Below are 21,162 nucleotides of genomic sequence, written 5' to 3'. Positions count from 1 at the left end.
CGTACGGCATCCGCCACGGGAGAGCGCAGGGCGCCGACCTCGGTGAAGAAGCCGCCGGCCGTCTCTGCCGCCGCCCGGCGTCGTCGCGCAACCGGGAGAGAGGACCTCCGCTACCGCCCGACGGCGTCCAGGAACCGGAAGAGAAGATCTTCGCTGGGGTTACCGACCGACGGCGTCCCGGAGCCGGGAGAGAAGGCCTCTGGGGGCGGGAGGGGCGGCTTGGGCGAAAGCCCTGTCTACCTCGGCGGTGAAGAAGTCCTCGCCTTCGTCGCCCTGGGTCACCTGGACGCGCACCGCCCGGACCTTCTGCCAGAACAGATAGATGTCCCGGCTCTCCATCAGATGGCTGAGCGCGCCGCGCAGCTCGGCCAGCTCGATGGTCCGGGTCTCGTAGGCCACCTTCTGCAGGTTGAGGATCAGGTTGCAGTAGTGGTCCTTCTTCGTCACCCCGGCCCCCGATGACATCTGCGGCCAGACCTGCCGCAGCTCGGGGTCGTCGATCGCCATCCTGATCAGGCCGGTGTGCAGCTCGCGTAGCGCGATCTCGCTGCTCCGCTGCTGCTCCTCCCGCGCGATGGTCAGCTCCTCACGCTGGTTCCGCAGTTCGCGCCCCTGGAGGAAGAGGGTGAGGGCGATGCCGATGAACGCGACGCCCGAGAAGAAGACCCCGATCGGTGACAGCGCCTCACCGATCTTGGACCAGCGGTCAAGCGTCGTCGCGTCGGTGCGGAACAGCAGAACCGTGGGCACGGCGAGCCCCGCCGTCACCAGCGCGATGCCGATTATCGGAGCGGAGAAAACGGCAAACGTTCTCAACCACTGGCGGCGATCCATTATCGGAACGTATCCGGGGGGCGCGTCCTCGTCCACACCTCGCGTCACACGGCCGCCAGGAACTCCTCGAACGGTACGGCCCGCTGCCGGAGCGCGATCGCCTTCTTCTCCAGTGAGGTCATGACGGCGGAATCCTGAGTCATCCATCCACCGGATTGAAGGCCGATGTCGCCGTAGTCATGGATCAATGCCGTGTGCCGGTCGAAGAGCAGGAAATCAAAGTGCTCCTCGTCGGGAAGTCGCATGCTCGGGGCGCAGCGCACTATTTCAATGGCCTCACCCATCTCGGCCCGGATCCGATAGGCGATCAGCTCGTAGTCGAGATAGGGCGTCAGCGGTTCCTGGATCAGGCGGATCCGCGCGTAGTCGATCCCTTTCCTCTCGACATCCTCGTAGAGCGACCTCTCGGTCTCCGACTCCTGTCGCAGCAATCTCCAGGCCTCCTGGACGTCGCCCCGCTCGTGCGCGGCCTGGGACGTGGTGACCTCGCGCTCCCGGTAGCTCTGCCAGCACTCAAGCTTGAGGAACCGCGACTCCGTCCGCGACCAGGCCTCCAGGAAGCATGCTCCGAACTCGTCGAGGTTCAGTCTTCTGCCTGATTTCGTTGCCCATTTCGGGGGACGCATCTACTGCTCCGGAATGTCGCTCTTCGCCGAGATCAGCGTGGCGCGTGAGATCTTCACGATCCGCTCATCCGTGGCACACCTTGCGTCAGGCAACGGATTTATGCCGATCTGGTCGGTGATATCGGTCCCGATGACGGCGAAGTCTCCGTCATCCAATTCGATGATATCCGGCGACCCCGTCGCGGCAGTCGTGTCGCCACGCTCTTGCGGAGTCTTGCCCAGTCGCCGAACAGCCTTCATCTGGCCCTCACTCCCGATTCAAGAGCATCAATCCCTCTCTATCATTTACGAATTTAAATCGCAAGAAAGTGCGATTTAGTTGAAATATTGCGATGAATAATAGTGTGTCCTAATTTGACGGAGGCGACCTGACGGGGCCGGCCCGGCGTGGGCAGGCCGGCCCGCACTGATCCGGTGGGCCGGGTGGGGTCGCGGCACTCGGGCCGGTGCCCGCCGTGCGGGGCGGTCCTCGGCGGCGGATCCGTGCCGTGCCTCGGGTCAGGCGACGTAGCGGCAGATCAGCGCCTCGGTGGGATGGCGGAAGGCGTTGACCACCACCCGTGTCGGCTCGTGGTAGGCGCACGCGGAGAGCGGGTTCGCCGGCGTGGCCGTTCCCGAGTTCCGCAGGCAGACGTAGCCTGTGGTCCTGTAGAGAGCCACGATCGTTTGCGGATCGATGTGCGTTATGCAGTAGCCGGCTCCCGATACCGGCCCGTAGACGATGTCGACTGTGCTGTTCGGCGCTGTCTTGATGGTCACTGTGGTGGCCTGCGCCGGAGCCGCCGTGAGCGCGCCGGCCAGCAGCGCGCCGGCGCCCAGGGCAAGAATGCGACGAAGCATGAGAAACCTCCTCGATGGCGGGGGAGTGCTTACGGCCTGTCCGGTGCGGCGGCGTCCTCAAGGCAGCAGGAGTGAGTGGCCTTGAGCGGGAACTGCTTCGGGTGGGTGTGTGCCGCACCGCGTCGGCCAGGGGAAACAAGGGGGCTGGGCCTGCTTATCGCAGTATTAAATAGGAAACCTTCCTATGCAATACCGTGTTTCCCCTGACCGCTCACCGGACCCGGGTCAAGCCGTCCCTCTCGCTTTCAGGGGAGGGCGGCCCGCCTCCCTGACCTCCGTACGGCGGGCTGACGCCGAGGGCGGCGAGGCGGAACATCGATGGCGCGGACGCCGCCGTCCACTGTGTGGTGCCACCGTTCCGGAGCGGGCCGCGCCGTCCGTCCTGTGGTGTCACCGTTCCGGAGCGCGCCGCGCCGTCCGCTGCCCCCGCCTGGCGATGACTCCGGTGAGCGACCCGGTCTTCCGGCATGCCGGCCGGCCGGTACTCACATAACGCCGGATCTGTTGTTTATGAAATTCGCGTTTCGCGATGATTCTCTGATTGAAATGACGGACTGAAGAGAACTCGATATCGGATCTCGCTCCTATGGGAGCCGCGTGAGATTCTGGCGCGTTGCGGCGGCGGACGCGACGGGTGATCCGGGGCTCCGTCCCCTGTTCCCCGTCACGGGCATGGTGTCCGTGACACGCCGTTGAGAAGGAATCGCCTGGCCTCGGGGGCGGTGAGGTCACGGCCGACGATTTCGCAGATCTGGGTGAGGGCGGTCGACACGTCCGTCGTCCATGCGAGCACGCGGCCGTTCATGTAGGCGGCGAGGACTCTGTCTCCTGCCGGGGTCAGGGTGACGTCGAGCACCTGGTCGCCCGGCATGGGGAGCAGGGCGAGCTGGAGTCCGCGGTTCACGTCCCACAGGATGATGTTGCCGTTGACGTCGCTGGAGACGAGGGTGCGGCCGTCGGATGTGAAGAGGACCCGGCCCGCTCCGATCGGATGTCCGGTGAGGACGTGGACGGCCTTACGGGTTTTCACGTCCCACAGGATGATCCGGCCGTCCAGCCCCGCCGAGGCCAGGATGTCGCCGTGCGGCGAGAACGCCAGGCCGGACGCGGTGTTGAAGTGTCCGCTGAGCTTGCCGATCAGCTTGCCGGTGGCCGTGTCCCAGAGCCAGATGTCGAGGTCGTCGGCGCCCGCGGCGAGGATCCGCCCGTCCGGGCTGAACGCGACGGAGTCGTAGAGGTCCCGGCCCGAGCCGATGCCGGTCGCCTTGCGGGTGGTGGTGTCCCACAGCACGACTCCATCGGCGCCTCCGGCGGCCAGGCTCCGGCCGTCGGGGCTGAACGCGAGACCCGCCACACGCGCCGGCGCCTTCGGCAGCCGGGTGGCCGTGGACTTCGCCGGATCGTTGAGCCACACCTCGTCGCGGGTGGCGATCGCGACCTGGTCTCTCTCCCGGCTGGTGACGATGCGGGTGACCGGAGACCCTCCCGGGACGTGAAGCTCCTCGGTGTCCTCCGGGTCGCTGAGCGAGACGACGGTGAGCACGCCCTCGCTGCCGCCGCTGATCAGCTTCTGCCCGTCCGGATCGATGGCCACGGCCCGTGCGGCGCCGCCGGGTGCGCTCACCGGGGCGCCGAGCGGGTCCCACAGGATGACGTTGCCGTCCCACGCCGCGGTGTAGAGGGTCCGGGAGTCCTTACTGGGCGCTATCGCCGTCACCGGGCCGGTGTGCGCCTCGTAGCGGTCGACGATCTTCTCGTCGGCGAGGTCCCACAGCAGCACCCGGTTGTCGGCTCCGCCGGTGGCCAGCAGACCCCCGCTGTGGCCCAGGAAGGCGAGCGCGTGAACGGGGGTGTAGTGGCCGTTGAGGCGATGCACCACCCGGCGGGTCCGCACATCCCACACGACTGCGCCCCCGATCGTGTCCCCGTAGGTGCCGGCGGCGATGAACCGGCCGTCCGGGCTGAAGGCGACCGGCGTGAATCTCCCAGGCCGGCCGGGGACCGCCAGCGTGACCGTCGCCTTACTCTGCACGGCCGCCTCGCCTGGCCGCCACAGTTTGACCGTGCCGTCGGCGGCCGCCGAGGCGAGCATGTCGGCCTTCGCGTTGAAGGACAGGCCGGTCACGGTCCCCCGATGCCCCTTGATCAGGGCGAACGGCCGGTTGTTCTCCAGATCCCACATCACGATCCGGCCCTCGTCGTCACCGGCCGCCAGCAGCAAGTTCCCACTGGCCGCCAGCGAGAAGACGTCCGAGCGGTACCCGTCGACGCTGAGTGTCGCGACGCGGCGGCCGTCGCGCACATCCCACACGGACAGCGCGCCGTCCGCGCCGCCGACCGCCAGCCGCCGGCTGTCGGCGGTGAAGGCGAGGGCATGGGGCGTCCCGACGCCGGTCTCCAGCGTGCGGAGCCGGGTACGGCCGGCGGGATCCCACAGCACGACCCGGCCGTCGCTCCTCGCGGTGGCCAGCATCCCGCCGTCCGGGCTGACCTCCATGTCGTTGATCTCCGTACCGTCCGGGTCGGAGAGGAACGCCCGGATGGACCGCCACTGCCCGGCCTTGGCGAGCAGGACCGCCCTGGCCTCCTCGGTCGGTTCGGTTCTCCACGCCGCCGCGCTCAGCAACATCGACAGCTGCGGGTTCGCGCGCGCCTGCCCTTCGGCCCGGGTGGCGAGATAGCGCGAGAACGCCACAGCCGCCTCGTGCTCGGCGCGTGTCTGCTGGGCACGGGCGACCCCGGTCTGCCGGCGGGCGATCAGACCCAGGCCGCCGGCGACGAGGGCCAGCACGAGCAGTACGGCCGCGGCCGACCACGCCGTGCGCAGAGCACGCCGATGCTGGCGGATGTCCTCCCCGACCAGGTCACTTTTGGGGCGGCCATGGACGGCCGCTCCGAGGGTCGCGACGCCGTCCTGGAACCGGGCCTCGTCATCTCGGCTCACAGCCCGCGGTCCGTTCGCGGGAATGCCGCGCAGGTCGGCCCAGAGCGGTGTCCCGGTGAAATACCCGGCGAGCTGTGCCGGTACGGCGTTTGTCACGCTCCAGTCGAAGTCGCCCTCTTCCTCGCGCCACAGCACCGTGCCGCCGGTGATCGCCATCAGCAGCGTCTGCGGGCTGCGGTGCTCGCGCCACCAGGCCACTTCCCGGGCGACCCACATCGAGGCGGCGGCATCGGGCGAGGCGAGCAGGATCAGATACCGGGACTTCGCGAGGGCGTCTTCCAGCTTGACCCAGAGCTGCGGATTGGCGGCCAGGTCCGAGGGGGCGCAGAACACCCGTAAGGCGCGGCGGCGATACCAGGGCCGGGCCAACCGGTGCAGGGCCAGGCGCAGTTCGGGCGCGAGGGCCGCGTCGGAGGCGGTGCTGTAGGAGATGAACGCGTCGTAGGGCAGGCCCTCCCCGTCCGGGCCCGCCGGAACTTCACCCCGGTCCTCCGGAACGGCCCCGGCCCTCGGAGGCGTCTGGTCACTCATGCGACGCCCTCCGCCCCGGCGTCCGGGACGCCTGGGCCGCCGACGCCGGAGAGAGCCGGCCGGATCTCGGATCCGTGCGGCCGGTCAGCGGTTCCGGCCGCTCCAGACCGGTCATCCTCGTCCGCCTGTCCGGAATCACGGCCTCGAACAGGGAGGAAAGCGACTTGTGAACTCTCTACCATCGTCGGCCTCCGTCCGATGGCGACGCCTCCGCTTGGTGTGTCCTGTTGGTACATCTCCCCGCCGGGGACAACGTTTCATTCGTTTCTCCCCCGAGGCCGTCGGTCTCCTGTGCCGGGAGTCGTCTCTTCGGACGGGCAGTCCATCCCTGTCGCGCAAGGGGGCGAGCCGCATCCGTGCTCCTGGCGAGATTCGGCCAGGGGGCGGGAGAGGCGCCGGTCTCTCCCGCGCACGCGCGATGCGGTCGGTTCTACGAGCAGCCCGGCGGCCGGTGCGGCGCGTAAGACCAGTGACCGGTTCTCTTCTCGCGGAGGATCCTCGGTATTTTGTTAACGCTAACAAAGCGGCGGGATGAGAAGTGAGCGCTAACAACGGAGCACGGTCAACAGTTAAGGACCTGATGCACCGCCATGTCAACAGGGAGTTAAGGAGGCGTTTCGTGTGACCGGACCGTGACCGGGTGAGTCCTTGACGGAGGGCATTGTTAACGTTCACAGTCTTGCCCAAGCCGAGAAAAGCCGGCCGGGAACCCCGGCAGGGAAGCTCGACCGCGAAGGTCTGGTCGGGAGAGCTCGGCCGGGAAAGTCGGAGCAGGGAAACGAGCTGGGAAAGGGGCGACCTGTGGGATCGACCTCGGAGCGTCGCCCTCCCGTGATGGCCGATGTCGCCAGGGTGGCGGGTGTGTCGCACCAGACGGTCTCCCGGGTGCTCAACGACCACCTGAACGTCCGTGCCGAGACCCGCGCCCGGGTCCTGGCGGCGATCGACCAGTTGGGCTACCGCCGCAACTTCGTCGCCCGCGCCCTGGTGACCAGGCATTCGCGCAGGCTGGGTGTGGTCAGTTTCGACACCACGCTCTACGGCCCGGCCAGCACGGTCTACAGCATCGAGCAGGCGGCGAGGGCGGCGGGCTACTTCGTGAGCATCGTCAGCCTGCGGACCATCGACAGGGCGGGTGTGCGCGACGCGCTCGACTACCTCGCCGATCAGGGTGTGGACGGCATCGTCGTGGTCGCGCCGCAGCGCTCGGCCGCCCAGGCCCTCGACGACCTGCCGGCGGGCATGCCCGTCGTGGCCGTGGAGGGCGGACACGCGGGGGACGTCTCCGTGGTCAGCGTAGACCAGGTCGCGGGCGCCAGGCTGGCCACCGAGCATCTCCTCGACCTGGGCCACGACACGGTCTGGCATGTCAGCGGCCCTTCGGACTGGCTGGAGGCCGAGGGGCGGATCGCCGGCTGGCGCGACGTCCTGACCGCCGCCGGACGCCCGGTCCCCGAACCGCTGAATGGCGACTGGAGCCCGCGTTCCGGCTACGCGGCGGGCCGGCGGCTGGCCGCGATGGCGGGCGACGTCACCGCTGTTTTCGTGGCCAACGACCAGATGGCGCTCGGAGTCCTGCGGGCGCTGACCGAGGAAGGGGTACGGGTTCCCGAGCAGATGAGCGTCGTGGGTTTCGACGACATCCCGGAGTCGGAGTTCTTCTCCCCTCCGCTCACCACCGTCAGACAGGACTTCGGGGCCGTGGGCAGGTGCAGCATCGAGGTGCTCCTGCGGCAGATCGAGGCGGACGGGCCGCTCGCGCGTGAATGTCTCGTCGTGCCACCCGAATTCGTCGCCAGGGCCAGCGCCTCGCCCTCGTGTCGGCCGCACGGAGCGGTGCGGAACTAGCCGTACCGCAAACAGCCGTGCGGAACCAGCCGTACAAGAACCAGCCATACCGCAAGCAGCCTTACAGAAACAGACGTACACATTCGTACCGGAACGGAAGCGGAGCCCGTGCGCGGGCGGAGCGGTGCAGAGAAGGAAAGCGGGAGAGCGCCGTATTCGCCGCGGTGATGTTAGCGCTCACAGCAAGAAAGGACCCCCCACCATGTTCAAGAGGATCTCGGCGCTGCTGCTGGCCGGCGCCGTCACGATGACGATGGCAGGATGCGGCGGTGACGGCGGTTCGGGCGGCTCCGCCGACGACGGCAAGATCACCATGGGCTTCTCCCAGGTCGGTGCGGAGAGCGGCTGGCGCACCGCGAACACCAAGTCGGTGCAGGACTCGGCGAAGAGCGCGGGCGTCGATCTGAAGTTCTCCGACGCCCAGCAGAAGCAGGAGAACCAGATCAAGGCGATCCGCTCCTACATCCAGCAGAAGGTGGACGTCATCGCCTTCTCGCCGGTGGTCGAGTCCGGCTGGGACACCGTGCTCAAGGAGGCGCAGAGCGCGAAGATCCCGGTCATCCTGACCGACCGGGCCGTGGATTCCGCCGACACCAGCCTGTACAAGACCTTCCTCGGTTCGGACTTCGTCGAGGAGGGCCGTAAGGCCGGCACGTGGCTGACGGAGGCGTTCAAGGACTCCAAGGATCCGGTGAACATCGTCGAGCTGCAGGGCACCACCGGATCGGCGCCGGCCAACGACCGCAAGGCGGGCTTCGCCGAGGTCATCGGGGCCGATCCCAAGTTCAAGGTGATCGCCTCGCAGACCGGTGACTTCACCCGCGCCAAGGGCAAGGAGGTCATGGAGGCCTTCCTGAAGGCCAACCCGGACATCGACGTGCTCTACGCGCACAACGACGACATGGGGCTCGGCGCCATCGAGGCGATCGAGGGCGCGGGCAAGGTGCCCGGCAAGGACATCAAGATCATCACGATCGACGCCGTCAAGGACGGCATGCAGGCCCTCGCCGACGGCAAGATCAGCTACATCGTCGAGTGCAGCCCGCTGCTCGGCCCCCAGCTGATGGACCTGGCCAAGAAGGCCGTCAAGGGTGAGCAGATCCCCGCCCGCGTCGTGACGGAGGAGACCACCTTCACCCAGGAGCAGGCCAAGGAAGCCCTGCCGAGTCGCCAGTACTGACCGACGACGGGCCGCTTCCCGGAGCGGCCCGTCTCCCCTCGAGGAAGGTGGACGCCGCATGACCGCACCCACCCCGATCCTGCGGATGAGCGGGATCAGCAAAGAGTTCCCCGGCGTGAAGGCGCTGTCCGGCGTCGACTTCCGGCTGCTGCCGGGAGAGGTGCACGCGCTCATGGGGGAGAACGGCGCCGGGAAGTCGACCCTCATCAAGGTCCTCACCGGTGTCCACGACATCGACGCCGGCGAGATCGAACTGGGCGGCCGGAAGGTCGCCTTCGCCGACCCGTCGGCCGCCCAGCAGGCCGGGATCAGCACCGTCTACCAGGAGGTCAACCTCTGCACGAACCTCTCGGTCGCGGAGAACATCTTCATCGGCCGCGAGCCGCGCCGCCTGGGCCGGATCCAGTGGGGCCGGATGCGCCGCCGGGCCGCCGAGCTGCTCGCCCGGCTGGAGCTCGACATCGACGTGTCGGCGCCGCTGTCGTCGTACTCGCTGGCCATGCAGCAGATGGTCGCGATCGCCAGGGCCGTGGACATCTCGGCCCGGGTGCTGATCCTGGACGAGCCCACCTCCAGCCTGGACACCGGGGAGGTCGCGCAGCTCTTCCGGGTGATGCGCAAGCTCAAGGAGGAGGGCATCGCGATCCTGTTCGTCTCGCACTTCCTCGACCAGGTCTACGAGATCTCCGACCGCATGACGATCCTGCGCAACGGGCGGCTCGTCGGCGAGCACCTCACCAGCGAGCTCGGCCAGGTCGAGCTGGTCGGCAAGATGATCGGCCGCGAGCTCGCCGACCTGGAGAAGCTGGAGGGCAAGCCGCTCGCCCGGGAGACGGAAACCCTGGTGGAGGCCGAGGATCTGGGCAGGGCCGGAGCCGTCGAACCGTTCACTCTCACCATTCACGAGGGCGAGGTCGTCGGCCTGGCCGGGCTGCTCGGCTCCGGGCGCACCGAGATCGCCCGCCTGCTGTTCGGCGCCGACCACGCGGGCACCGGCTCCCTCAAGATCGACGGCCGGCCGGTGAGCCTGCGCACCCCGCGGGCGGCCATGAACCACAGGATCGCCTTCTGCTCGGAGAACCGCCGCGCCGAGGGGCTCATCCCCGACCTCACCGTGCGGGAGAACCTCATCCTGGCCCTGCAGGCGGCACGCGGCTGGAGCAGGCCGATCCCGCGCCGTAAACAGGACGAGCTGGTCGAGAAGTACATCTCCGTGCTGAAGATCAGTCCGGCCGACCCCGAGCAGCTGATCAGGAACCTCAGTGGCGGCAACCAGCAGAAGGTGATGCTGGCCCGCTGGCTCATCCTCGAACCCCGCCTGCTCATCCTCGACGAGCCCACCCGGGGCATCGACGTCGGCGCCAAGGCCGAGATCCAGCGCCTGGTCGCCTCCCTGTCCGACGGCGGCATGGCCGTGCTGTTCATCTCCGCCGAGCTGGAGGAGGTGCTGCGGCTCAGCCACAAGATCGGTGTGCTGCGCGACCGCAGGCTGGTCGCCGAGTTGGACAACGACGACGACCTCACGACCGACGTCCTCATGGAGACGATCGCGAGCGGAGCCCGCGCATGAACGCCGTCCTCAGGCACCGGCTTCTCTGGCCCGCCGTCATCCTGGCCGCGCTGCTGCTGACCAACCTTGCGTTCACCGACCACTTCTTCTCGATCGAGATGAAGGACGGACACCTCTACGGCAGCCTGATCGACATCGTCAGGTTCGGCGCGCCGCTGATCCTCGTCGCGCTCGGCATGACGCTGGTCATCGCCACCGGCGGCATCGACCTGTCGGTCGGCTCGGTCGTGTCGATCTCCGGCGCCCTGGCCTGTCTGCGGATCAGCGGCATGGACGACCAGAACTCCGTCTCCGGCGTGGTCGCGGCCGCGGGCCTCGCCCTCGTGCTCTCCTTGGCCCTCGGGGCGTGGAACGGCTTCCTCGTCGCGGGCGTCGGCATCCAGCCGATCATCGCGACACTGATCCTCATGGTCGCGGGACGCGGCCTGGCCCAGCTCATCACCGACGGCCAGATCATCACCGTCAACAGCGGCCCGTACAAGCTCATCGGCGGCGGCTACTGGCTCACGCTGCCGTTCGGCATCATCATCGTGCTGGCGGTCCTCGCACTGACCGCCGTGCTCACCCGGCGCCTGGCCCTGGGCCTGCTCATCGAGTCGGTCGGCGGGAACGCGGAGGCCAGCCGCCTGGCGGGCATCCGTTCGCGTGGCGTGATCATCACGGTCTACACGTTCGCCGCCCTGTGCGCGGGCGTCGCCGGGCTCATGATCAGTTCGAACGTCTCCAGCGCCGACGGCAACAACGCCGGTCTCTGGATCGAGCTGGACGCCATCCTCGCCGTCGTCATCGGCGGCACCTCGCTGGCGGGGGGCCGGTTCTCGCTCGGCGGCACCGTGCTGGGCGCGCTCATCATCCAGACGCTGACCACCACGATCTACTCGATCGGCGTGCCTCCGGAGACGACGCTGCTGTTCAAGGCGCTCGTGGTCACCGTGGTGTGCCTGCTCCAGTCCCCGGCCTTCCGCGAGAAGGCCTTCCACCGCCGCAGACGCCCGGTGGCGGCGCCCCCCGCGGCCGAAGAGAAGGTGAGGGTCCCGGCGTGAGCGTCCTTGTCACCCGTCGCCGCGCGGTCCCGAGGAAGTACGTCCCGGTCCTGGTGACCGCCTGCCTGTTCGTCGCGATGTTCGCCGCCGGCGGCGTCCGCTACGACAGTTTCGCCACCGGCCAGGTCGTCCTCAACGTCTTCATCGACAACGCCTTCCTGCTCGTCGTCGCGGTCGGCATGACGTTCGTGATCCTCACCGGCGGCATCGACCTGTCGGTCGGCGCGGTGGTCGCGCTGTCGACGATGATCTCGGCGAGCCTCGTCACGGACCAGGGCTGGCCGTCGGCGGCGGTGATCCCGTTGGTGCTGGCCATCGGCGCGGCGCTCGGCTGGGCGATGGGCTGCATCATCCACTACTTCGAGATCCAGCCGTTCATCGTGACGCTGGCCGGGATGTTCCTGGCCAGGGGCCTGTGCTACACGATCGGCACCGACTCGATCTCCATCACCGACGAGACCTACACCGCCCTCGCCCAGGCCCGCGTCGACCTGCCGGGCGGCATGTTCGTCTCGCCGAGCGTGGTCATCGCGCTGGTGGTCGTCCTCGTCGCGGCCTACGTGCTGCACTACACCCGCCTGGGCCGCAACGTCTACGCGACCGGCGGGAGCGAGCAGTCGGCACTGCTCATGGGCCTGCCGGTGGCCAGAACGAAGATCGCGGTCTACACGATCAGCGGCTTCTGCTCGGCACTCGGCGGTGTGCTGCTCTCCCTCTACATGCTGTCGGGGTACGGCCTGCACGCGGTCGGCATGGAGCTGGACGCGATCGCGGCGGTCGTCATCGGCGGCACGCTCCTGACCGGCGGCTCGGGCTACCTGCTCGGCACCGTGCTCGGCGTGCTCGTCCTGGGGCTGATCCAGACGATCATCAGCTTCGAGGGCACGCTCAGCTCCTGGTGGACCAAGATCTTCATCGGTCTGCTCCTGCTGGTCTTCATCCTGCTGCAGCGCCTCATCTCGGTGCGCCGCCGTACCTAAGTCTCAGTGCGCCGCCGTACCCAAGCCGTTCAGTGGTACGGCGGAGCCGCACCTGATCAGTGGAGATTGTGTGAACGTTGACAACGAACGCTACGTGGTCGGTGTCGACTTCGGCACGCTGTCGGGCCGCGCCGTCGTGGTGCGGGTGGCCGACGGCGCCGAGGTCGGCAGCGCCGTGCACGAGTACGCCCACCGCGTGATCGAGGACCGGCTCCCCGGCGCCGGCGCGTGCCTCGGGGCGGACTGGGCTCTGCAGTCGCCGCAGGACTGGCGTGAGGTGCTGCGCCACGCGGTGCCGCAGGCGCTGGCGGCCTCGGAGGTCTCCGCGTCGCAGGTCATCGGCATCGGCACCGACTTCACCGCCTGCACCGTGCTGCCCGCCACCGCGCAGGGCCTGCCGCTGTGCGAGCTGCCGGAGCTGAGGGACCGGCCGCACGCCTGGCCGAAGCTGTGGAAGCACCACTCGGCGCAGCCGCACGCCGACCGGATCAACGCCCTCGCCGAGCGGCGGGGCGAGAGCTGGCTGCCCCGCTACGGCGGCCGGATCTCCTCCGAATGGGAGTTCGCCAAGGGCCTCCAGGTCCTGGAGGAGGACCCCGAGGTGTACGGCCGGGCCGAGCGCTGGATCGAAGCCGCCGACTGGATCGTCTGGGAACTGACCGGCGTGGAGAGCCGCAACCTCTGCACCGCCGGCTACAAGGGCATCCACCAGGACGGCGCCTATCCCGGCGACGACTTCCTGGCGGAACTCAATCCCGCCTTCGCCGGGTTCACCGGCAAGCTCGGCCGGGAGCTGTCTCCCCTCGGCGGCCTGGCCGGTCGGCTGACCGCGCGGGCCGCCGGATGGACGGGACTCCCCGAGGGCCTCGCGGTCGCCGTCGGCAACGTCGACGCGCACGTCACGGCCGCCGCCGCGGACGCGGTGCGGCCCGGCCAGATGGTCGCCATCATGGGCACCTCGACCTGCCACGTCATGCCGTCCGACCGGCTCGCCGAGGTGCCGGGCATGTGCGGCGTGGTCCGCGACGGCATCGTGCCGGGGCTGTGGGGTTACGAGGCGGGCCAGTCGGGCGTCGGCGACATCTTCGCCTGGTTCGTCGAGACCTCGGTGCCCGCCTCCTACTCGCGGGAGGCCGGCAGCCGCGGCATCACCGTGCACGAGTACCTCACCGAGCTGGCCGCGGCCCAGAAGGTCGGCGCGCACGGGCTGGTCGCGCTGGACTGGCACAACGGCAACCGCTCGGTGCTGGTCGACCACGACCTCTCCGGGATGGTCGTCGGCCAGACGCTCGCGACCAGGCCCGAGGACACCTACCGGGCGCTCATCGAGGCCACCGCGTTCGGCGCCCGCGTGATCGTGGAGGCGTTCGAGGCCGCGGGGGTGCCGGTGGAGGAGTTCGTCGTCGCCGGCGGGCTGCTGAGGAACCGGTTCCTCATGCAGATCTACGCCGACGTGCTGCGCCGCCCGCTGTCGATGATCGGCTCCGACCAGGGCCCGGCGCTCGGTTCGGCGATCCACGCGGCGGTCGCCGCGGGCGCCTACCAGGACGTCACCGCGGCCGCCGCCGCCATGGGCAAGCGCATCGAGGCGGCCTACCTGCCCGACGCCGGGCGGGCGGACGCCTACGACCGGCTGTACGCCGAATACCGCGAGCTGCACGACCACTTCGCGGACGGTGCGCTGCTGCACCGGCTCCGCGCCATCCGGAACGAGGGGACCGCATGAGAGAGACCGTCTGCGCACTCCACCGGGAGCTGGTACGCAACAACCTGGTCGCCTGGACCGCGGGGAACGTCTCGGGGAGGGTGCCGGGGGAGGACCTGTTCGTCATCAAGCCGAGCGGTGTCCCCTACGACGACCTGACCCCCGAGGCGATGGTCGTGTGCGACCTGGAGGGCAACCTCGTCGAGGGCGCGTTCTCCCCGTCCAGTGACACGGCCGCGCACGCCTACGTCTACCGGCACATGCCCGAGGTGAACGGCGTGGTGCACACCCACTCGACCTACGCCTCGGCCTGGGCGGCACGCGGCGAGCCGATCCCGTGCGTGCTGACCGCCATGGCCGACGAGTTCGGCGGCGAGATCCCCGTGGGCCCCTTCGCCCTGATCGGCAGCGACGACATCGGCAAGGGGATCGTCGCCGTCCTGGAGAGCCACCGCTCCCCGGCGGTCCTCATGCGCAACCACGGGGTCTTCACCATCGGCGACTCCCCGGAGGCGGCGGTGAAGGCGGCCGTCATGTGCGAGGACGTCGCCCGCACCGTGCACCTGTCCCGGCAGCTCGGCGAACCGCTGCCGATCCCGCAGGACGACATCGACCACTTGTACAGCCGCTACCAGCACGTTTATGGGCAAAGGAGTCAGCGTTGAAGGTCTGGTTTCTCACCGGCAGCCAGGGGCTTTACGGCGAGGACACGCTGCGCCAGGTGGCCGAGCAGTCCCGGCGGATCGCCGCGGCCCTGGACGAGGCGCTCCCCTTCGAGGTCGAGTGGGAGCCGGTGCTCACCGACGCCGCGGCGATCCGCAGGATGTGCCTGGAGGCGAACTCCTCCGACGAGTGCGTCGGGCTGATCGCGTGGATGCACACCTTCTCCCCGGCCAAGATGTGGATCGCCGGCCTGGACGCCCTGCGCAAGCCGCTGCTGCACCTGCACACCCAGGCCAACCTGGAACTGCCGTGGAGTTCCATCGACATGGACTTCATGAACCTGAACCAGGCGGCGCACGGTGACCGCGAGTTCGGCTACATCCAGACCAGGCTCGGAGTGCCCCGCAAGACCGTGGCCGGACACGTGAACGACCCCTCCGTGGCGGCGCGGATCGAGGCGTGGGCCAGAGCGGCGGCGGGCCGGGCCGAGGTGGGCTCGCTCAGGCTGGCCAGGTTCGGCGACAACATGCGCGACGTGGCGGTGACCGAGGGCGACAAGGTCGAGGCCCAGCTCCGTTTCGGCGTGTCGGTCAACACCTACGGCGTCAACGACCTGGTGTCCGCGGTCGAGGCCTCCTCCGACACCGAGGTGGCCACGCTGGTCAAGGAGTACGAGGACCTGTTCCGGGTCGCCCCGGAGCTGCGCGCCGGCGGCGAGCGGCACGACTCCCTGCGCTACGCGGCCCGGATCGAGCTGGGCCTGCGCCACTTCCTGGAGGCGGGCGGGTTCAAGGCGTTCACCACCAACTTCGAGGACCTCGGCGGGCTGCGGCAGCTACCGGGCCTGGCGGTGCAGCGGCTGATGGCCGACGGCTACGGCTTCGGCGGCGAGGGCGACTGGAAGACCTCGGTCCTGCTGCGCACGCTGAAGGTGATGTCGGCCGGACTGCCGGGCGGCACCTCGTTCATGGAGGACTACACCTACCACCTGACGCCGGGACAGCAGCTCATCCTCGGCGCGCACATGCTGGAGGTCTGCCCGACGATCGCCTCGGGCGTCCCGTCGTGCGAGATCCACCCGCTCGGCATCGGCGGCCGGGAGGATCCGGTCCGGCTGGTGTTCGACGCCGAGCCCGGCCCCGCCGTCGTCGTCGGCCTGGCCGACATGGGGGAGCGGTTCCGGCTGGTCGTCAACGAGATCGACGTGGTCGCCCCGGCCGAGCCGCTGCCGAACCTGCCCGTGGCCAGGGCGGTCTGGAAGCCCCGGCCCGACCTGCGCACCTCGGCCGAGGCGTGGCTCACCGCCGGCGCCCCGCACCACACTGTCCTGTCGGCCGGGGTCGGCGTCGAGGAGCTCACCGACTTCGCCGACATGCTCGGCGTCGAACTGCTCGTCATCGACGCCGACACCACGCCACGCGGGTTCGCCAGGGAACTGCGCTGGAACCAGGCCTACTACCGCCTCGCCCAGGGATTCTGACGACGAGGGCACGGATCGCCGTGCTCACCCTGGCCGTGAGCACGGTGACGCCCGCGCGGGCCACCGCCGACGGCGGCCCCCGGCTCCAGGTGAAGACGGGACGAGAGCTCCGGCGCGGTGGCGGCCGGCGGACGATCCGGCCTGGCCTGCGGCGGAGCGGTTTCGCCGGGCCGTACCGTGGAAGGCTCACCGGGGTGGATGACGTGTGGGATCTGGTGATCGTCGGTGGCGGCCCCGCGGGCTCGGCGGCGGCCCTCCGCGCCAAGCAGCTCCGCCCGGCCGCGCGGGTGCTCCTGCTCGACAAGGCCGACTTCCCCCGTGACAAGGCCTGCGGCGACGGCGTCGCCGCCCACGGCCGCGACGAGCTCGCCCTGCTCGGCGTCCCCGACCTCATCGCCGACTACCGGCCGACGCGGCGCCTGGAGGTGGTCTCCCCGGGCGGCGCGCGCGTCCGCGCCACCGTCGCCCGGCCCAACCACGTCGTCCCCCGCACGGTCTTCGACGCCCGCCTCGTCGACGCGGCCCGGGCGCGCGGCGTCGAGGTCCGCCGCCATCGCGTCCGCGCCCTCGCCGCCCACGACGGCCACATCGTCGTCGACGGCAGCTTCGCCGCCCGCGCGGTCGTCGCCGCCGACGGGGCCAACTCGACCGTGCGGCGCCTCATCGGCGTCCCGGCCTCTCCGGCCAGGCACACCGCGATCGCCGTCCGCGGCTACGCCGACGTGCCCGCCGACGACGACGTCCAGTTCATCGCCATGCAGAAGGACGGCTGGCCCGCGTACGCGTGGTCGTTCCCGATCGGTGACGGCACCGCCAACGTCGGCTTCGGGATGCTCCTGCCCCGGCTGCACGCCACCGGCCTGCCCGGCCGCGAGGTGCTGCACGGACGGCTCGCCGAACTGCTTCCCCACCTCCCGGCCCGCGACCTGCGCGCCCACCACCTGCCCCTGTCACCCGGCCGGCCGAGGCCCGGCGCGGGGCGGGTGATGCTCGCCGGTGACGCCGCCGGTCTGGTCAACCCGCTCACGGGCGAGGGCATCTACTACGCGCTGGTCTCCGGCAGGCTCGCCGGCGAGGCCGCCGTCCAGGCGGCCGGAGACCCGCTGCCCGCCTACCGGCGCGCCCTGCGGAAGGCACTCGGACGCCACCTGCGCACCACCGACGTGCTCGCCCGCGCCGCCCAGTCGCCCGGTTTCATCGACGCCGCGATCGACACCGCAGGCCGGCGCCAGGAGGTGTTCGACCTGCTGGTCGACGTGGGCCTCGGCGCGGGCACCGTACCCCTGAGGCTCGGATGCGCCGTGCTGGGCCGCTGGATCCTGAACGGTGTCCGGCGGGGTGAGGAGGCTCCGCTCCCTCGGTAAGCCATCAAGGTCTCCCGGGGAAAGGGAGCAGGTCCCTCTGGGAGGATCCGGCGGTTCCGAGCCGAGCCGACGAGCTGAGCCGAGCCGAGCCGATCCGATGAGCCGAGCTGACGAGCCCAGCTGACGGGCCGAGCCGGGCCGGCGGGCCGAGCTGACGAGCCCAGCTGACGGGCCGAGCCGGTCGCGACCGGATCCGGCATGCGGCAGAGTGGCCGCATGACACGTCGCGCTCTCCCGATACTCCTCGGTCTGGCTGTCCTGTCCGGCTGTGGTACGGAGGGTACGCTCAGCCAGGCGGCGCTGGATCAGGCGCGTGCCCAGGGCGTGGCTCCGGATCTGATCTACGTGGTCGACCTGCCGGGCTACGAGCTGGCCGAGCAGTCGGTCGGAGGGGTCGGAGAGGAGGGCTTCGGAGCCTTCTACGTCTCGCCGGAGGGCGGGCAGGTGGAGCTCCGGATCGACCGCGGCACGTTCAGCGACGCCCTGTGCGCCGACACGCCCGTCAAGGACGCCGAGCCGACGGCGGCGGTGCGGTGCGAACGTGACGAGGTCGGCTGGTACCGCGTGGCGGGAGGCCGCCACGAGTACACGGCGGTCAGCGGTGACCACTACATCCGGCTGAACGGCCGCGTCGGAGGGGCGGACCGGGCCGCGTTGAAGGCGGCCGTGGCCGGCGCGCGGCACGTGACCGGGGAAGGCTCCGGGACACCCATGCCGCCGCGCACCCCGGTGGAGCGCGGCGACCTGCCCACCAACGGCGACGGCGCGCCGAACAACGACGTGGGCGCCGGCGGCTGAGCCGGGCCCGACGGCCGGGCTCCGTGGGAGACGGGGCGGGATCTCCCGTATGGCCGGGGCCTCCCGCCCGGCCAGACCTTCCGCGGTCGGGCCTTCCGCGCGGTCGGGGCCTTCCGTGCGGTCGGCGACATGTGGTCGTGCGGATCGGACGATCAGCCGTCGCCGCCGCCCGTCGTCGCGCCTATGCTCCGCGCGAGTTCCACCGGCAGCGGGTAGGGGCGCTCCGGCGGGAGCAGAGCTGTCACGTCCTGACCGTCCCGGAGGGCGGTGCGGACGTCACGGACCCGGTCGGTGACGTCGGTGATCGAGACGGTCCAGTCGTCGAGGTAGCGGTCGACGGCCTGCCCGGACAGGCCGATCTGGATGGACCGGTGGGGCAGGGCGTTGTGGTGCGGGTCGCGCTCGGGGTCCCACTGGACGCGGACCGGGCTGCGCCGCAGGCGCTCCTTCCAGGCCTCCTGGTCGCCGTCCCGGTCGGGGTGGCTGAGACAGGAGTGGGCCAGCGCCCACTCGAAACCGGCGTGGGTGAGCTCGACGGCCAGAACCCGCGTCTGGCCAGGCTTGGTCGCGTATCCGCAGCGGTACATCATCCACAGGAACGACGGCTTGATCCAGGTCATCCGCTCCCGTTTGAAGGGCGCGACGAACCGCTGTGCCGCGACAGCGGGCTCGGCGACGGCAGGGTCGTAGGCCTGGTAGACGGTGATCGACTTCTCCGTGTAGGTGGCGCGGATCTGCCGGTAGGGCATGTTCATGTCGATCAGCGTGGCGAACGGGACCCGGGCCGGGCAACGGGATTAAGCCGGTGAAGGACGGACCCGGTTCCCATCTTGGATTCGGGAGCGTGGCGAGCGCCTTGGGGAGGTGGGTCTGGCGGGTCCGGCGGATCTTGGATTCGGGAGCGCGGCGAGCACCCTGGGGGGTGGGCCTGGCAGGTCCGGCGGGCGCCGGAAGGGAGGATTGCTCCCGGCCTCGTGGTCGACGATCGTGAAAAACAGAGAATCCCAGGCCGTCGGCCTGGGATTTCGCTGGTGGACGATACAGGGATTGAACCTGTGACCTCTTCCGTGTCAGGGAAGCGCTCTCCCGCTGAGCTAATCGTCCTCGTCGAAGCCAGAGGTGGAGACGGGATTTGAACCCGTGTACACGGCTTTGCAGGCCGTTGCCTCGCCTCTCGGCCACTCCACCGGAGTGAGGGCCCGAAGACCCTTCGAGCGGAAGACGGGATTCGAACCCGCGACCCTCACCTTGGCAAGGTGATGCTCTACCACTGAGCCACTTCCGCATGTTTCCGCCGGGTTTTTCTCCCCGCGGCGACGAGAGAACTCTAGCGGGTTTTCCGGGTGGTTGCGTAACCGCGCGTCAACCGGGCGGCAATCTCGGGGGGCGCGGGCACAACCGCCGCCTCGCGGGTCACCTCCATCACTTCAGGGCCGCCCGTGCGGGAATGATTCGTCCCGCCGGGCCCGGTGCGGTAGAAACAACCAGGTGGAGTCGTTGAAACTCGGATCGCTTGAGGTCTGGCCGCCCATTGTCCTCGCGCCCATGGCCGGGATCACCAACGCGCCCTTCCGTACCCTCTGCCGAGAGCAGGGCGGCGGGCTGTTCGTCTGCGAGATGATCACGACCCGGGCGCTGGTGGAGCGCAACGCCAAGACGTTCAAGATGATCCGGTTCGACCCGGCGGAGCAGCCCCGCAGCATCCAGCTCTACGGGGTCGACCCGGTGACCGTCGGCAAGGCCGTCCGGATGATCGCCGACGAGGACCTGGCCGACCACGTCGACCTCAACTTCGGCTGCCCGGTGCCCAAGGTGACCCGGCGCGGCGGCGGCTCCGCCCTGCCGTACAAGCGGAACCTGCTCCGGGCCATCCTCCGTGAGGCGGTGCGCAACGCCGGGGCGCTGCCGGTGACCATGAAGATGCGCAAGGGCATCGACGACGACCATCTGACCTACCTGGACGCGGGACGGATCGCCGTGGAGGAGGGCGTCTCGGCGATCGCCCTGCACGGCCGTACCGCCGTCCAGCACTACGGCGGGACCGCCGACTGGGAGGCCATCGCGCGGCTGAAGGAGGCGGTGACGGAGATCCCGGTGCTCGGCAACGGCGACGTCTGGAGCGCCGCCGACGCGATGCGGATGATGGACGAGACCGGATGTGACGGCGTCGTCGTGGGCCGGGGCTGCCTCGGCCGCCCGTGGCTGTTCAGGGACCTGGCGGCCGCGTGCGAGGGCGACCGGGAGCGTGTCCGGCCGTCGCTGGGGGAGGTCGCCGCGACCATGGACCGGCACGCCACGCTGCTGGCCGAGTGTTTCGACAGTGAGCCGCACGCCGTGGCCGACTTCCGCAAGCATGTCGGCTGGTACCTCAAGGGCTTCACCGTCGGATCCGACCTCCGCCGCCGCCTGGCCACCTCCGTCACCCTCGCCGACCTGAGGCAGGGCCTGTCCGAGCTCGATCCGGCCCAGCCCTGGCCCGAGGGCGCCGACGGGCCGCGCGGCAAGAGCAACCCGCGTGACCGGGTCCACCTGCCCGCCGGCTGGCTGGACGACCCCTACGACCTGGCCGTCCCCGGCGCGGACGCCGAGCTCGACACCTCGGGCGGCTGAGGCGCCGCGCCCGCGACAACGACCGGCCCGTCCTTCCCCGCGCCCGCGACAACGACCGGCCCGTCCTTCCCCGGGACCGTGAGAACGACCCGCCCCGCCCCTCTCCGCGACGGGACCGGACGGGGCGGGGCGGGACCGGACGAGGG

At 70.0% G+C, this 21,162-nt stretch carries 17 protein-coding genes and 3 tRNA genes; 11 read left to right on the top strand and 9 right to left on the bottom strand.

Going from position 1 to position 21,162, the window contains the following annotated elements:
- Positions 1 to 159 precede the first annotated feature (159 nt).
- From CA984_RS24640 to CA984_RS24620, 5 genes are all read right to left on the bottom strand, one after another.
- On the bottom strand, positions 160 to 816 hold the full coding sequence (locus tag CA984_RS24640) for a DUF6082 family protein (protein WP_242676145.1): 657 nt from the start codon (positions 814 to 816) through the stop codon (positions 160 to 162).
- 62 nt (positions 817 to 878) lie between these two features.
- Positions 879 to 1,460 (bottom strand): DUF6879 family protein, encoded by a 582-nt coding sequence (locus CA984_RS24635; protein ID WP_086575924.1) that lies wholly within the window; start codon positions 1,458 to 1,460, stop codon positions 879 to 881.
- Complete coding sequence (locus tag CA984_RS24630) at positions 1,461 to 1,700, bottom strand: hypothetical protein (protein WP_012892694.1); 240 nt, start codon at positions 1,698 to 1,700, stop codon at positions 1,461 to 1,463. It abuts the gene before it with no gap.
- Positions 1,701 to 1,958: 258 nt separating this feature from the next.
- Positions 1,959 to 2,300, bottom strand: coding sequence for a hypothetical protein (locus CA984_RS24625; protein ID WP_086575923.1), 342 nt, complete (start codon positions 2,298 to 2,300; stop codon positions 1,959 to 1,961).
- Between the two features lie 664 nt (positions 2,301 to 2,964).
- Entirely contained in the window at positions 2,965 to 5,775 is a 2,811-nt protein-coding gene (locus tag CA984_RS24620) for a TIR domain-containing protein (protein WP_086575922.1), read from the bottom strand.
- 834 nt (positions 5,776 to 6,609) lie between these two features.
- On the opposite strand from CA984_RS24620, the gene CA984_RS24615 reads away from it, so the two are divergent.
- The 10 genes from CA984_RS24615 (at position 6,610) to CA984_RS24570 (ending at position 18,406) form a co-directional block, all read left to right on the top strand.
- Positions 6,610 to 7,623 (top strand): LacI family DNA-binding transcriptional regulator, encoded by a 1,014-nt coding sequence (locus CA984_RS24615; protein WP_086575921.1) that lies wholly within the window; start codon positions 6,610 to 6,612, stop codon positions 7,621 to 7,623.
- Positions 7,624 to 7,825: 202 nt separating this feature from the next.
- Positions 7,826 to 8,803: an ABC transporter substrate-binding protein gene (locus CA984_RS24610; protein WP_108724614.1), complete on the top strand. Its 978-nt coding sequence runs from the start codon at positions 7,826 to 7,828 to the stop codon at positions 8,801 to 8,803.
- Between the two features lie 58 nt (positions 8,804 to 8,861).
- Complete coding sequence (locus CA984_RS24605; RefSeq protein ID WP_086575920.1) at positions 8,862 to 10,373, top strand: sugar ABC transporter ATP-binding protein; 1,512 nt, start codon at positions 8,862 to 8,864, stop codon at positions 10,371 to 10,373.
- Positions 10,370 to 11,416 carry an ABC transporter permease gene (locus CA984_RS24600; protein WP_086575919.1) on the top strand — a complete coding sequence of 349 codons (1,047 nt, stop codon included), beginning with the start codon at positions 10,370 to 10,372 and terminating at the stop codon, positions 11,414 to 11,416. Before CA984_RS24605 ends, CA984_RS24600 begins: the two co-directional genes overlap by 4 nt.
- Complete coding sequence (yjfF, locus tag CA984_RS24595; protein WP_086575918.1) at positions 11,413 to 12,396, top strand: galactofuranose ABC transporter, permease protein YjfF; 984 nt, start codon at positions 11,413 to 11,415, stop codon at positions 12,394 to 12,396. Before CA984_RS24600 ends, yjfF begins: the two co-directional genes overlap by 4 nt.
- 70 nt (positions 12,397 to 12,466) lie before the next feature.
- Complete coding sequence (gene araB / locus CA984_RS24590; RefSeq protein WP_086575917.1) at positions 12,467 to 14,122, top strand: ribulokinase; 1,656 nt, start codon at positions 12,467 to 12,469, stop codon at positions 14,120 to 14,122.
- A complete protein-coding gene (locus tag CA984_RS24585) occupies positions 14,119 to 14,766 on the top strand; it encodes an L-ribulose-5-phosphate 4-epimerase (protein ID WP_086575916.1) in 648 nt (215 codons plus the stop codon). The genes araB and CA984_RS24585 overlap by 4 nt, the downstream gene beginning before the upstream one ends.
- Positions 14,763 to 16,244 (top strand): L-arabinose isomerase, encoded by a 1,482-nt coding sequence (gene araA / locus CA984_RS24580; RefSeq protein WP_086575915.1) that lies wholly within the window; start codon positions 14,763 to 14,765, stop codon positions 16,242 to 16,244. The genes CA984_RS24585 and araA overlap by 4 nt, the downstream gene beginning before the upstream one ends.
- Positions 16,245 to 16,264: 20 nt before the next feature.
- A complete protein-coding gene (locus tag CA984_RS24575; protein WP_242676144.1) occupies positions 16,265 to 17,608 on the top strand; it encodes an NAD(P)/FAD-dependent oxidoreductase in 1,344 nt (447 codons plus the stop codon).
- Between the two features lie 216 nt (positions 17,609 to 17,824).
- Entirely contained in the window at positions 17,825 to 18,406 is a 582-nt protein-coding gene (locus CA984_RS24570; RefSeq protein ID WP_207621017.1) for a hypothetical protein, read from the top strand.
- Between the two features lie 152 nt (positions 18,407 to 18,558).
- Here the strand turns inward: CA984_RS24570 and CA984_RS24565 are convergent, their stop codons facing one another.
- The 4 genes from CA984_RS24565 to CA984_RS24550 all read right to left on the bottom strand — a co-directional run bounded on the left by CA984_RS24565 (position 18,559) and on the right by CA984_RS24550 (position 19,691).
- Positions 18,559 to 19,161 (bottom strand): DUF4291 domain-containing protein, encoded by a 603-nt coding sequence (locus tag CA984_RS24565; RefSeq protein WP_086575913.1) that lies wholly within the window; start codon positions 19,159 to 19,161, stop codon positions 18,559 to 18,561.
- A gap of 274 nt (positions 19,162 to 19,435) precedes the next feature.
- Positions 19,436 to 19,510 (bottom strand) — tRNA-Val (locus CA984_RS24560).
- 13 nt (positions 19,511 to 19,523) lie between these two features.
- A tRNA-Cys gene (locus CA984_RS24555) sits at positions 19,524 to 19,594 on the bottom strand.
- A 25-nt stretch (positions 19,595 to 19,619) separates the two neighbouring features.
- Positions 19,620 to 19,691: transfer RNA gene (locus tag CA984_RS24550), tRNA-Gly, on the bottom strand.
- A 203-nt stretch (positions 19,692 to 19,894) separates the two neighbouring features.
- Here CA984_RS24550 and dusB point away from each other — a divergent pair.
- On the top strand, positions 19,895 to 21,016 hold the full coding sequence (dusB, locus tag CA984_RS24545) for a tRNA dihydrouridine synthase DusB (RefSeq protein WP_086575912.1): 1,122 nt from the start codon (positions 19,895 to 19,897) through the stop codon (positions 21,014 to 21,016).
- The last annotated feature ends 146 nt before the right edge of the window (positions 21,017 to 21,162 follow it).

The organism is Streptosporangium minutum, from assembly GCF_002149035.1.
Lineage (GTDB): Bacteria > Actinomycetota > Actinomycetes > Streptosporangiales > Streptosporangiaceae > Streptosporangium > Streptosporangium minutum.
Note: the sequence above shows the minus strand (reverse complement) of the source record. Positions and strands in the feature narration are given on the sequence as shown.